Genomic DNA, 12,305 nt, shown 5'->3' with positions numbered 1-12,305 from the left:
CGTAACAAACCCCGATGGATCGCCAGTTCTTGACGAGCGGAAACCACGATAGCCAGGGCGTCACCGATGTGGGGGCATGTTCAATGTCGAATGCAGCGATTCTTGATTGGTCATGCCTACTTGATGGTGAGCGTCGAAATAACCGTGATGGAGATGGGCCGCTGCTCACGGGTGGCCCCGGAATTCTGGGCCTGCAGGGCGCGGTTCATGGTCTCGCTGGCGCTGCTGGAGCGCTGAATGGATTCTTTGCGGAAGGAGAGGCTGCTGTTCACGGGGGCTCCCAGGTAGCGCCACGCGGCGCGACACTGGTTTTGAGGCCTGCCAAGCTGAAAACCAAGCTCTTTCCATGAACGGTATCTAAACACACCTTCAACCGTTAAACCCCATTTCTGATACCGTTCGAGGGTTTCCTGGCCGCGCAAGACATGAGGAATGTTTGGTTTGCTATGCTTCAGCATCCAAGGATGAAGCCCCTGTATGTCCCGCCGGCCCGCTTGCCAGACTGCTGATTTTTTTGTGCTCCGCAGCCCCGGCTTGCCGCAGGCCGTGCTCCTTCAACGTTATACCCAGAAAAATACGTCGCCTTCGGAGGCTGAGGCGGCAGGAGACCGCGGGGCAACCCGTCAGCGCTTGCGTGATCTGGCGCAGGATGCACTGGTGCGGGAAGCCCTGGCCCTGGCGTCGCCGGATCTGGCGACAAGGATTGATGCATGGCTGGACGGTTCCCTGGATCGCACCGCGGCCCAGAATATGGAACGCGCCCTGCTGAAGTACCTCAGTCGGCTGAGCAGCCGCTCGACGCCCTTTGGCCTTTTTGCGGGTGTTTCCACGGGGCGTTGGGGTTCTGTGAGTTCCCTTGCCGTGGGGTCCTGGCGGGCATCTCGCAAATCGGTGCGCCTGGATTGGGGTGTGTTGGAAGAGTTGGTGGCTCGCCTCGAACAGGAACCTGAGGTACGCAGTGCGCGGACCTATCGACCGAATACGAGCGCTTATGCCCGCGGCGGCTGGTACCGGTACATGGAGCGCCGCCAGCAGGCCGGAGCCCAGGCCCGGACGTACCATTTGGAAGCGGTGGAGGCCACGGCCCACCTCGATTCAGTGCTGCACCAGGCAAAGGAAGGTGCGCACCTTGACGATCTGTGTACTGGTCTCGTCAGGCAGGTTGGGGCCGATCAGGCCGAGGCCCGGGACTTCCTGGAGCAGGTGATCGCTTCCCAGTTGCTGTGTGGAGATCTGGCGCCTGCGTTGACTCACCCTGATCCTCTGGCTGGGCTGATCGCCATCCTTCAATCCCGTCCAGAGACCGCCATCCAGGCCACACCCTTGGTGGCCCTCAACCACACGCTGGAGGCCATTCAGGTCGCACCGCTCGGAGCCCATCCCGAGGGCTACCTGGATCTGATCCCTCCGCTGGTCGCCGCAGGACTCCCACCCGGCATGCGGGATGTCCTTCAGGTGGACCTCTTCCGTCCGGGCCCTGGGCTGGCGCTCTCGGCAGGTGTTCGTCGTGCTCTGGAGGAGGGTGCAGAGACGCTCCGTCGACTCACACCTGCCCCGCTGGAAGGGCCCTTGGACCGCTTCCGCGCCGCCTTCCTGGAACGCTATGAGGCCCGATGGATGCCGCTTCTGGAGGTGCTGGACGAGGAGAGCGGCATCGGGTTTGACGGTGGAACGCCGATGGAATCGCCCCTGCTCGAAGGCTTGGCCTTCCCGGGGTTCGCGGGCCCGCGCCAACTGACGGAGCGGGATCGCGCCCTGTTGGCACGTCTCCCCAAATGGCAGGGCTCTCAGGCCTGGGAGCTGGATGATGCGGACCTCGAGGCGTTGGCCAATCCCCGGCCTCAGCCGTTCCCTCATTCCTTTGCAGCCCTGGCGGTACTGGGCGCTGACAGCGTGACCGCCCTGGACCAGGGCGATTTCCACTTCTGGATGGAGCACCACTCGGGCCCCACCGCCGCGCGGTGGCTGGGGCGCTTCGCCTCCGGCGATGCGGATCTGAAGGCTTCGCTTTGCCAGCACCTGCTGAAGGAAGAAGCCCTGCGCCCCGAGGTGGTGTTTGCGGAAGTGGTCCACGTGCCCGAAGGTCGCATGGGCAATGTGCTGGCCCGGCCCTCGCTTCGCGAGTATGAGATTCCATTTCTCGCGGCGCCGGGGGTGGCGCCAGGCAAGACCATTTGGCCCGCCGACTTGCAGGTGGCTGTGAGAGGTGATCGCATCCATCTGGCCTCCGCGAGCCTGCGGCGTGAAGTGGTGCCGCGACTGTCTTCCGCCCACAACTTTGCCCATGGGCCAGCGGTGTACCGATTCCTGGCTCATCTGCAGGACCAGGACGGGCGTTCGGGCGGGTGGTCCTGGGGTGCGCTGGACGAGCTGTCCTTCCTGCCGCGGGTGACCCGTGGTCGCCATGTGATGTGCAAGGCCCGCTGGCGGATTGAAAAGGCTGAATTGGCGCAGGCCTTGGCAGCCTCGGGGCAGAATGCCTGGGTTGCTTTCCAGCGATTGAGAGAACAGCGGGGCCTGCCCCGGTTCGTGGTGCTGGCCGATGCGGACAACAGCCTGCTGGTGGATCTGGATCAGGCGGTCTGGGTGGAGGCTTTGCATCATCTCGTTTCGGGGCGGTCGGCCTTCACGCTCACGGAGTGTTTTCCGGATCCGGACCAGGCCCTGGTCACGGCACCCGAAGGGGGCTTTGCCCACGAGCTGGTGATTCCTTTTGAGGCCACGGAGCCAGCTCTGCCACAGGCTGCTCCACTGGCGCTGCTGGGTGCGCCAACCTCGCTTCGCGTGCATGCCCCCGGCTCCGAATGGCTCTACCTCAAAATCTACTGCGGCCCAACCAGCGCGGATCGGCTCCTGGTCGAGTTGGAGACCTTCCTTCATGAAACGGGCAAAGAGGCGATTTGGGATCGCTGGCACTTCGTCCGCTACCGCGATCCGGATCATCACGTTCGCCTGCGCTTCCATGGCCGACCGCTGTGCCTCACCACGGAGCTGCTGCCCCGTCTGGCCCGGCACCTGGATGAAGGCCTCGGCCAGGGGCTGCTCTGGAAATGGCAAGTGGACACCTTCATGCCGGAGCTGGAGCGTTACGGTGGCGAGGTGGGATTCTCTTTGGCGGAGGCGTGGTTCCACGAGGACAGCGGGCGTGTGCTGGACCGCCTGGTGGCGGGCGTTTCTCTGGAGGCGCGCTGGAAGGCGGGCCTGGCGGAGGTGGACGCCATCTGGGGCTCACTGGGCCTGGACCTTAAGGCGCGCAGAGATCTGGCTCAGGCTTCCCGAGAAGCGTTCCGGAAGGAATTCGGTGATGCGGGCGAGGGGGCCGTGCGGATCGGCGCCGCTTTCCGGCCACGGCGAAAGGAATTGGAATCGCTGATCCCCAGCTCAGAGGCTCCAAACCGCGCCGGTCTAGGCCGAATCCGGGAGGCCTTTGATCAGGGGAAGCTGAAGGTGGATCTGCCCAGCCTGGCGGGAAGCCTCGCCCACATGCACCTCAACCGACTGCTGCGAAGGGATCACCGGGAAACCGAGTGGGTGCTCATGGAATTCCTGGCTCGCCTCTACGAATCCCGTTTGGCGCGACGGGACCGCTGAACCCGGCCCTTTGAATTTCGCAGCAGGCTGAATCCGGGCCAGCGGTTAAACTGGAAGGTCGGACCAAACCATGACCTTTCCCCACACGCCATTTCAAATCCGCGACGTCGAGGTGCCCAACCGCCTCGTCATGGCCCCGTTGCACGAGATCACCGACCAGCCCTTCCGCAAATTCATCCGCGAGGTGGGCGGGGTGGGGCTGGTGGTGTCGGAAATGATCAGCAGCGAGGCCCTGATCCGCCACGCGGTGAAGGCCGAACGGATGATGGCCGCCACGGGCGAGCGGCCGCTCTCCATGCAGATATCTGGCGGACGCCCAGAGGCCCTGGCCGAGGGGGCGGTGCTGTGCGAGGCCGCGGGTGCGGATTTGGTGGATCTCAACATGGGGTGTCCCGCCAGCAACGTCACCAAGGGCGGCGCCGGATCGGCGCTGCTGCGCGACATCCGCCTGGCTGAGCGCTGCGTGTCAGGCATGGTGAAGGCCGTGAAGGTGCCGGTGACGGTCAAGATGCGCGCCGGTTGGGATGCCTCGCAGAAGGAACGCGGCGAATTCCTCGACTTCCTTCGCATGTTCGAGGCCGTGGGCGTGCAGGCGCTGGCCATCCATCCCCGCACTCGCGCCCAGCAGTACGAAGGCAACGCCGACTGGAGTATCATCGCCCGCGCCGTCGATGCGGGAACCTCGTACCCCATCATCGGCAATGGCGATGTGAACACATCTGCTGATGCCTTCCGCATGGTGGAGCAGACCGGCTGTGCCGCCGTGATGATCGGGCGGGGCGCCCTCTACAATCCCTTCCTCTTCCGGCAGATCGTGGACCCCGAGTTCGCCGTGACCACGGAAATGCGCATCGACGCCACCCTGCGGCTCTTCCAGATCCTGCTGGATCTGCTGGAGCCCCGGGAAGCCCTGCACAAAATCAAGAAGATCGGCGCCTGGTTCACCAAGGGGGTGCCTGGCGGCAGTGGCTTCCGCCAGAACCTGCACGCTGCCAGCGATGCCCAGGCCCTGATGACAGCCATCGATGCCCTGAGGCATCCCGGGGCGGCCTAGGGTCTGTTTTCAAAGTGGATGCGAGCCGCGACGCCGTCCAGCCGCGCGCCTGGCAAGGCGGGGGCCGAAGGGCGATGCGGGACATCGTTCGAGGCCGCCAACGCAGCCAGGGGTGCGGCTGGGCGACGTCCCGGAGGGCAAGGGGCGGCGCCCGGCGCGATGCTGCGTCAAGCTCCTCGTCGATAGCACCTCTATCGCCTTCGTCGCTTTCCTGGCCTCGCTTGGGTGGCGCCCCTTGCGCGGCCACACCCCACTTTGAAAACAGACCCTAGGGTCGGTGCAGGTCAGGCAGGCCCTGCGGCCGTGGCCTCTTCCAGGGTGAAGGTCGCATCCGTGGACCGAGGCGCCACGCGGATGGAACAGGGCTCTGCAGGGCACCGTGAGCAGTAGAGGCGCCCGCAGGGATCCACATGGGTGTGGACTTCCCCTTCGATGGCCGCGGCCTCCAGGGCCTTTTCGCCGAAGCCTTCGCAGAGATCGTGGGCCTGGCGCACCGGGTAGAACTCCGGCACGACGATGTGCACGTCCACGTGGGTGTAGCGGCCACTGCGGAAGGTGCGCATCTCGTGGACGGCGAGGATGTCCCAGGTGCGGACTCCGTTCATGGCGGTGAGCACCTTGTGGAGTACGTCTGGATCTTCCATGTCGAGCAGGGCCTGAGAGGATTCCTTCACGAGGCGGAAGCCGGTGCGGGCCAGCAGCAGGCCGACGGCCAGGGCCATGAGCGGGTCCAGCCAGTGGATGCCCGTGAGCTTGACGGCAAGGAGGCCCAGGGCGATGCCCATGGTGGTCCAGAAATCCGACAGGATGTGGTGGCCGTCCGCCTCCAGGGCCCGGGACCGGGTCTTCCGCCCCTGCTTGAGCATGTACCAGCCCAGCAGCCCGTTGAGGCTGCCCGCGAACAAGTTCACGGCAAGGCCCTTGCCCAGGTCTTTCAGTTCCACGCCATAGATGAGGCCTCGGGCGCCCTCCAGGATAATGAACACCGCCGCGAGCGAGATGAGGCCACCTTCGAAGGCAGCGCTGAAATGCTCGATTTTGCCGTGGCCGTAGGGGTGTTCCTTGTCGGCGGGGCGACCAGCGAAGATCACGGCGCCCAGGGCGAAGACCGCCGCCACCACGTTGACGATGCTTTCAATGGCATCGGATTTCAAAGCCACAGAGCCTGACAGGACGAAGGACAGGTATTTGAGGCCCAGGAGCCCGGCTCCGGCTGCGATGGATAGCAGGGCCAGGCGGATTCTGGCTTTTTGTTGAAGGTGCTCGGCGGCAGACATGGCAGTTCCTCACCTAGAGGTTATCAGCCGAAGTCCTCGAAGAGGCCGCGCTGGACACCGTTGCCGGGATCGGCGGGGAAGGGGAAAGCAGCGGCGGAGGTCCAGGGCCGATCGGGATCGAAGGGGCCGGGAGGGGGCAGGTCTGGAGGCAACCAACGCCAGGCCGGAGCTGGCTGAATCTGGCCCAGCAGCGCCTGGGCGCCCGCTTCAGAGGGCACCGCCGGCACCCGCAGCAGAGCCACCGGCGGGTGATCCAGGGTCGCCGACCAAGCTGCCGGCTGCATGGTCCGGGCTTCCAGGGGCACAGGGTCGCGGGGATCCGCCGCCAGTCCAGGGGTAAAGGCGCCAGGTGCAGGCGGAAGGGGCAGGCTGGCCCGCCAGGGCAGGCCTTCGCGCAGGGCCTGGCGTCCCAACTGGGCTGCCACCTGGAAGGAGCTGCAGGCGCCGAGATGGATCGGTGTGCGCAGGCGTTCCTGGAGCAGAGCCTTGAGGGCCCGCAGTTGGCCCAGGGCCTGGGGCCAGGTGCCACCGGCCCGCAGGAATTCAGCGCCTCCCACCAGCGATAGCCGCCAGCCCACGGCACGACGGGAGAAGGGCAGGTCCACCCAGGCGCCCGAGGACAGGCGCTGGGCAAGGCCACGTTCGGCGAGGCCCTGGGCTTCGGACATGGCCGCGACCAGGGCCTCGCCCGAACCCAAGGTTGACAGGGCACCCAGGGCGAGCGATACCTCGCCCCAGAGCCAACCTGGGGGAACCTCGTCGCCCGCGGCCGTCACACCCAGATCGGGAAGCTGCCAAGTCTTTCCGGTGGCGGGCACCCAACCCAGCACGCCCTGACGCCAGTGTTCACCGAGGTTGCCATCGGGCATGTCTGGCGCGTGCACCCAGCCGCGGAACGCGCCCCCGGGCAGGGCCTGGGCCGCTTCAGGGCCGAGATGCAGGGTGAGGTGCGGGATGGCCGTGATGGCCTCCCACCAGCCCTGGCGGGATTCCGGGGGCAGGGATTGCATCCAGGCTGGAGGATGGTCCCAGATGAGCCCGAAGCCACCAGGAAGCAGGGCGGCCAGGTTCATGAGCCGGGCCAGGGCCCGGCCCGGGGCGGCGTGGACCGAGGCGAGGCCCTCCTCCAGGAAACGGGACCCGGCCCAGCCTGCCCAAGGACAGTCCTGGGTGGCCCGCAGCACAAAGCCCCGTCCCTCCTGTGCGGTCACGATGGCTCCACGAGGACAGGCGCTGGCGAGAACATGGGCCGCCCGATGCCTCCCGGACTGAAGGCCCGGTCCCACCGCTCCCTCAATCGATGAGCGGATTCGGCGGCGGCCTGAAGGTCATCCCGCCCCAGCAGCCGCAGTCCCAGCCAGGTGGCGGACAGGAGGCAGCCGGTGCCTCGGCGCTCACCAGAAAGCCTGGGGGATGGCGGAAGAAGCGTGACACCTTGCTGGGTGACCCAGACGTCCTGCACCTGGTCTCCGCTGGCGTGGCCACCCTTGAGCCAGACGGCTTCGGCGCCGACCTCCAGCCAGGGGTTGGTGAGGGCTTCCACCGAGGCATGCCGTATGGCCTCCGGGGGCAATCCAGCGAAAGCCGCCGCTTCGCCCCGGTTGGGACTCACCACCCAGCGGCCGGTGGGGAGGAGGTCTGCGGCCATGCGTCGGAGATCGCTCCCGTCATGGAGGCCCACCCCGGCGCTGGGCGCCAGGATGGGATCCCATATGCATCGTGGCGGCGCCAAGTGGCGGAGGGTGGCACACAGGCGCCGGAAGGCGGCGGCCTCCATGGCGCAGAGGCTTAGCTTGAGGCCCCAGCGGCCGACCAGATGCGGTGCCAGAGTCTCCACCCGGGTGATGGGATCCATGGCCGGAGGGTCGATGCGGGTGCAGCCCAGGCCATTTTGGAGGGTTTCGGCCAAGCTCACGGCCATGGGCTGGCAGCCCAATTCAGCCAGCGCCTGGACATCGCGGAGCAGGCCCGCTCCGGCTGACGGATCCATGCCGCCCAGGCAAAGACCAAGCGGAGGCGTGAGCGGCGGAACGTCGGGGCGGGGGGCACTCATGGGAACTCCCAGAATGCCATAGGTTGCGGCCTAGACCCTCCGATCGGAATCCACGATCTCCGTGACGCGGAGGCCCAGGCTGTCCTCCAGAACAGTCACTTCTCCGCGGATGATGACCCGTTCCTTGCAGAGGACATCCATGGGCTCTCCTGCGCTCTTCTTGAGCTCCACCAGGGAGCCAGGCTCCAGCTCCAGTAGGTCGCGAATGGTCATGCGGGCTTGGCCCAGCTGGATCTCCAGCTTCAGGGGCGTGTCAATGAAGGGCATGACCTCGGCCACCACCTGCTCGAAACTGAGCACGCGGTCACTCTCGATGCGATCCCCCCGCTTGATGGCCATGTTCCTCCCGCCGGTCCTGTCAAAGCATGGACTCAGGCCATTGGCATCGCAACGGCCATGCCAGTGGCCCCGAACCCGAGGCGCCTACTGCTGGATGGCCCAATCCACGATGAGCACGCTCTTGATGGGTTTCTTGGGTTTTTTGTGCTTGGGATCTTCCTTTTCCCCCGCCTTGGGCGGATGGGGCTTGAACTGCTCGTTCAGTTTGTCCCGCATCTCCTTGCGCAGGGCCTCGCGGGATTCGGCATCGGTGGCTTCTTCCACGCTCTTGCCGGACAGCGTTCCCAGCACGATGGACTGAATGAGGCTCTTCTCCGGGGAAGGTTTGTCGCCGGAGACGAGCTTGCCCAGTTCGTTGTCGCAGAAGAGGATGTTCAGTTCGCAGCGGAGGAAGGCGTTGCGGCGCGGGCCGGTGAGGTTCACGGTGCGGGTCAGCACCATGACGGGGGCGGCTTCCGGGCCCCCGTGGCCGCCGCTTTCGTGCTTCTCGCCGGTGTCTTCGCAGTCCTCGGAATCCTCCCCCCCATGGGCAGGCGTTTCCGAAGCGGCTTCCTCATGGGGTTTCGCCTCGGCCACCTTGGTTTTCTCCTCCTCGGCGGTCTTGGCGGCGGCCTTTTTCTTCATCAACATCATCGCTCCGGCACCGCCGCCGCCGAGGACTACCAGGGCTGCAACGATGATGATGATCAGCTTCATGGGGCTCTTCTTCGGACCGGCTTCGTCGGACATGGCAACCTCGTTGGATGCTCCTTCATCGGAAGGCTAGCAGAAGACCCTGAATCGGGGACTGCACCCGGGTTGTGATCGCGCTGCCCAGGAAACATGGGGTTTACCGTGGGTGAATGGGCGGAGAGTCGCTCCAAATGATCCTTGGATGGGTTGGCTTGGGCCTATCTCATAAAGTAAAAATGGGGACATTTACCAAAAGAAGGAGCCCACGGGAATGGGCCCCTTCTCTTCTATGAATTGTCGATCAAATCATGAATTAAATGCTACTTCCGTTTTTTGCCGCCCTTGCCGTTGACTTCATCGGCGAGCTTCTTGCCGGGTTTGAACTTGGCCACCTTTTTGGCGGCAATTTTGATGGGCTTGTTATCGCGGGGGTTGCGCCCCGTACGGGCGCCGCGGCTGGCCACGGAGAACGTTCCGAAACCCACGAGAGTGACCTTGTCGCCAGTGCGCAGAGCGTTAGCAATACCGCCCAGCACCTGATCCAGTGCGGCAGCAGCCTGAGCCTTGGTGATTCCGGCTTTATCGGCAACGGAGCTGACCAGTTCAGCCTTGTTCATGAAAACCTCCAAAAAAGGGGGATTGGTTCCCCGTGGATGGTAAATAAAGGATTCCCTGAGTGCGAACACTGATCGCCAAAGGGTCCTACTGACAAAGGGGCCGGTAGAAGCCCATGAATCCTGGTGCTTTCTAAACTGCCAAGAAACTACGCCGCAGATCCAGTGTGGTCAAGGGTTTTTCTTTCATAAAAAAAGGCGGATTCCCACAGGTAGGGGGTTTGAGGAACCATGGAACATGGAAACCACTGTCAAATCTCGTTTGTAAGTCCCATGGATGGCTCAGATCCTTGTAGAACTTGAGTGTAAGGCGGTTCGCTGGGGCCAAGGCCAGACAGGGCCTTGTCATCCTAAGATGGGAGCATGTCGATCCCCTTCTTCCTCACCGTCGCCTATGCCGGGGCGGGGTTTCATGGTTGGCAGGTCCAGTCCACGTTGCGCAGCGGACAGGGGGTGCTATGGGAGGCGTTGCGCCGACTGGACCCAGAGGCGCCCCTGCCCCAAGGCACCGGCCGGACGGATGCCGGGGTACACGCGAGGGCCCAGGGTGTTCTGATACATGTCACCAGGGTATGGGAGCCCTACCGTTTGCTGGCCGCCCTGAATGCCCATCTTCCCCATGACATCCGGGTCATGGAGGCACGGCCCGCAGCACCGGGTTTTTTCCCCCGCCAGCATGCGGTGGCCAAACGCTATGTCTATCGGCTCGGGTTCGGACCGGCAGCGGATCCGCTGCAAGCGGCCTTCCGCTGGCACATCTACCAGGCGATGCCTCTGAATTTGAATGCCATGGCCTTGGCGATCAAGCCTCTCCTCGGGACACATGATTTCTCCAGCTTCCGGTGTGTCGAGTGCGTCGCGAAAACACCCATCCGCAGCCTCCACGGCATTGGGCTGGTGGACGTGGAAGGTGGTATTGATCTGGTGTTCGAAGGCAGCAGCTTCCTCATGCATCAGGTGCGCATCATGGCCGGCACGTTGGTGGATGTGGGCCGAGGTCGACGGTCACCGGATTCGCTGGCCGGGTTGTTGCAGGCCAAAGACAGGCGGCTGGCCGGGCCGACCGCGCCGCCGCACGGGCTCTGCCTGGAAAAGGTCTGGTATGAGGCAAAATGGGGTTTGGGAGAAATCTCCCCATTTGGCGCGCGAACCTGATCCTTCTTTGATTACTTAGACGAGGTTGCCAGGGTGGATGGCTCCGCGGTGGGCGTATACCGGCTCATGATCGCCTTGAATTTCCCTGAGGCGAGCATGGGGATCTCATCGACATGCGTCACGAACACAACCGCATCCTGGCCCAGAAACCCCTTGGCGAGGTCGATGAACTCCTGGTCGCGGTAATGTTCGCTGGCCCCATTCAGCATGATCCGGTATTGCCCCTTGCCTTCCTGAATGAACTGGATCTGCTTCAGCTGAGTGAAGCGCCAGAAGTACAGACCCGGTACCGATGGAGAGAGAAGGCGATCCTGGGTGTCGTAGATGAAATCCTCCCGGCGGCCCTCGATGTCGCTCAGGGTTTCAGTCGCCCACCCGCAGGTGGATGAGGCTTGGCGGATCACCACGTCTCCCGTGTCGTAGCGAATCATCGGCATGGCTCGGTTGAATAGGTCGGTGACCACCATGCGCGCAGGCTCACCTACCATCGCGGGAAGATCTGAATCCAGCTGCAGGAACTCGAAGGCATAGCTCGCAGTGTTGAGGTGGTACTCGTCGTGGTCCAGGCACTGCTGCGCGAGAATGCCGTTTTCCTGGTTGGAATACCGGGCCACCACTTTGCAGCCGAAGCGTGCCCGCAGGGACTCCCGGACCGGCGTGGGGAGCTTTTCGGAAATGGCGATGATGGTTTCCAAATGGAATGCGTCTGGCGAATCCCCCATGCGTTCGAGGTACCAGGCCAGTGGCCCGTAGGTGGATGGATAGCCAAGCATGCTTTTGATGTTCTTGTTCTTCTTCAGAAGGGTCCGCAGAGTTTCCAGGCGCGAATCCTCCATGGAGGAAATGTCGAAGGGGATCATGTTGTCCCGCAGGGCCGAACTCCAGGACTTGCGGTTGAGGTCCGTCCAAACGCGCGTGTAGACGAACCGATCTCCCAATTCGTAGCCAGCCCTCTGCCCGAAAACAATGACCTCCGCCTGCACACGGCGCCGCTTCTCAGGATCCTGCAGCACCTCGAAAGGGGTTCCGGTTGACCCACTGGTGTGCATGCTGTGCAGGTGGACCCCGGGGAAAGCGTCAGACTTGAAGTCTGCATAGTGCCCTTTGATGGTGTTTTTGTTGATGACAGGAAAGTCCTGCAGTGAGCTGAACCCCTTGCAGGGTGCATAGAACGGTGTGTGTTTGACGGCGAAGCCGAGAATGCCTTCCAGGAGGTCTGTCGAAGGCTGGCCTGACCTCAGGCGGGTTTCGATGTCCTGGCAGTGCCGCCGAATGGGAGAGCCGTGGAACCTGTCCTGAGCCCAGAAACCCCAATTGCGCAATCTTGCCCCAAGCATAAAACCGCCCTCCCTCGAGTCTGGCGTCAGAATCCTCAGGAACCTCGGTCCATGTCAATGCGGGGGGATTGCAGATTCTGAGAGGCAGACCCCGGATGAGGGGCGAATTCATGTTTCGAGGCAGGGTCGGGATATGGGGACTTGGCCGTCTGAAACCTCTTTTGAGGCGGCATTCTTGGCCGGGTGGCGGAGGCTTAAAATCCGGCCGTAGAG

Annotated in this window: 11 protein-coding genes; 3 read left to right on the top strand and 8 right to left on the bottom strand. The window is 63.8% G+C overall.

All coding sequences use genetic code 11. The annotated features are described in order from the left end of the window. Window positions 1-116 precede the first annotated feature (116 nt). Window positions 117-272: a hypothetical protein gene (locus Q9293_RS10985; RefSeq protein ID WP_306246386.1), complete on the bottom strand. Its 156-nt coding sequence runs from the start codon at window positions 270-272 to the stop codon at window positions 117-119. Window positions 273-657: 385 nt separating this feature from the next. Here Q9293_RS10985 and Q9293_RS10980 point away from each other — a divergent pair, with 385 nt between their 5' ends. Both Q9293_RS10980 and dusB read left to right on the top strand, forming a co-directional pair. After that, a complete protein-coding gene (locus Q9293_RS10980; protein ID WP_306246384.1) occupies window positions 658-3,591 on the top strand; it encodes a lantibiotic dehydratase in 2,934 nt (977 codons plus the stop codon). Between the two features lie 70 nt (window positions 3,592-3,661). Continuing rightward, window positions 3,662-4,645 carry a tRNA dihydrouridine synthase DusB gene (gene dusB, locus Q9293_RS10975; protein WP_306246382.1) on the top strand — a complete coding sequence of 328 codons (984 nt, stop codon included), beginning with the start codon at window positions 3,662-3,664 and terminating at the stop codon, window positions 4,643-4,645. A 284-nt stretch (window positions 4,646-4,929) separates the two neighbouring features. Here the strand turns inward: dusB and Q9293_RS10970 are convergent, their stop codons facing one another. From Q9293_RS10970 to Q9293_RS10945, 6 genes are all read right to left on the bottom strand, one after another. Next, window positions 4,930-5,922, bottom strand: coding sequence for a cation diffusion facilitator family transporter (locus tag Q9293_RS10970; protein WP_306246380.1), 993 nt, complete (start codon window positions 5,920-5,922; stop codon window positions 4,930-4,932). A 23-nt stretch (window positions 5,923-5,945) separates the two neighbouring features. Next, window positions 5,946-7,133: a hypothetical protein gene (locus tag Q9293_RS10965; protein WP_306246378.1), complete on the bottom strand. Its 1,188-nt coding sequence runs from the start codon at window positions 7,131-7,133 to the stop codon at window positions 5,946-5,948. Further along, entirely contained in the window at window positions 7,130-7,975 is an 846-nt protein-coding gene (locus tag Q9293_RS10960; protein WP_306246376.1) for a bifunctional hydroxymethylpyrimidine kinase/phosphomethylpyrimidine kinase, read from the bottom strand. The genes Q9293_RS10965 and Q9293_RS10960 overlap by 4 nt, the downstream gene beginning before the upstream one ends. 30 nt (window positions 7,976-8,005) lie before the next feature. Then, complete coding sequence (gene fliN, locus Q9293_RS10955) at window positions 8,006-8,314, bottom strand: flagellar motor switch protein FliN (RefSeq protein ID WP_306246375.1); 309 nt, start codon at window positions 8,312-8,314, stop codon at window positions 8,006-8,008. 84 nt (window positions 8,315-8,398) lie between these two features. Continuing rightward, entirely contained in the window at window positions 8,399-9,043 is a 645-nt protein-coding gene (locus Q9293_RS10950) for a flagellar basal body-associated FliL family protein (protein ID WP_306246373.1), read from the bottom strand. A gap of 263 nt (window positions 9,044-9,306) precedes the next feature. After that, window positions 9,307-9,603: an HU family DNA-binding protein gene (locus Q9293_RS10945; RefSeq protein WP_306246371.1), complete on the bottom strand. Its 297-nt coding sequence runs from the start codon at window positions 9,601-9,603 to the stop codon at window positions 9,307-9,309. Window positions 9,604-9,963: 360 nt separating this feature from the next. Here Q9293_RS10945 and truA point away from each other — a divergent pair, with 360 nt between their 5' ends. Next, window positions 9,964-10,755: a tRNA pseudouridine(38-40) synthase TruA gene (truA, locus tag Q9293_RS10940; protein WP_306246369.1), complete on the top strand. Its 792-nt coding sequence runs from the start codon at window positions 9,964-9,966 to the stop codon at window positions 10,753-10,755. Window positions 10,756-10,766: 11 nt separating this feature from the next. Here the strand turns inward: truA and Q9293_RS10935 are convergent, their stop codons facing one another. Next, window positions 10,767-12,077 (bottom strand): hypothetical protein, encoded by a 1,311-nt coding sequence (locus Q9293_RS10935; RefSeq protein WP_306246367.1) that lies wholly within the window; start codon window positions 12,075-12,077, stop codon window positions 10,767-10,769. Between the last annotated feature and the right edge of the window lie 228 nt (window positions 12,078-12,305).

The sequence above is a fragment of the Geothrix sp. PMB-07 genome (assembly GCF_030758935.1).
Classification (GTDB): Bacteria; Acidobacteriota; Holophagae; order Holophagales; family Holophagaceae; genus Geothrix.
The sequence above is the reverse complement of the archived record's forward strand: the minus strand, read 5'-3'. Positions and strand labels throughout refer to the sequence as shown.

What these genes read in the sequence shown, in the direction of transcription:
- dusB (WP_306246382.1), top strand. Translation starts at nt 3,662, where the DNA reads ATGACCTTTCCCCACACGCCATTTCAAATCCGCGACGTCGAGGTGCCC.
- Q9293_RS10970 (WP_306246380.1), bottom strand. Translation starts at nt 5,922, where the DNA reads ATGTCTGCCGCCGAGCACCTTCAACAAAAAGCCAGAATCCGCCTGGCC.
- Q9293_RS10960 (WP_306246376.1), bottom strand. Translation starts at nt 7,975, where the DNA reads ATGAGTGCCCCCCGCCCCGACGTTCCGCCGCTCACGCCTCCGCTTGGT.
- fliN (WP_306246375.1), bottom strand. Translation starts at nt 8,314, where the DNA reads ATGGCCATCAAGCGGGGGGATCGCATCGAGAGTGACCGCGTGCTCAGT.
- Q9293_RS10950 (WP_306246373.1), bottom strand. Translation starts at nt 9,043, where the DNA reads ATGTCCGACGAAGCCGGTCCGAAGAAGAGCCCCATGAAGCTGATCATC.
- Q9293_RS10945 (WP_306246371.1), bottom strand. Translation starts at nt 9,603, where the DNA reads ATGAACAAGGCTGAACTGGTCAGCTCCGTTGCCGATAAAGCCGGAATC.
- truA (WP_306246369.1), top strand. Translation starts at nt 9,964, where the DNA reads ATGTCGATCCCCTTCTTCCTCACCGTCGCCTATGCCGGGGCGGGGTTT.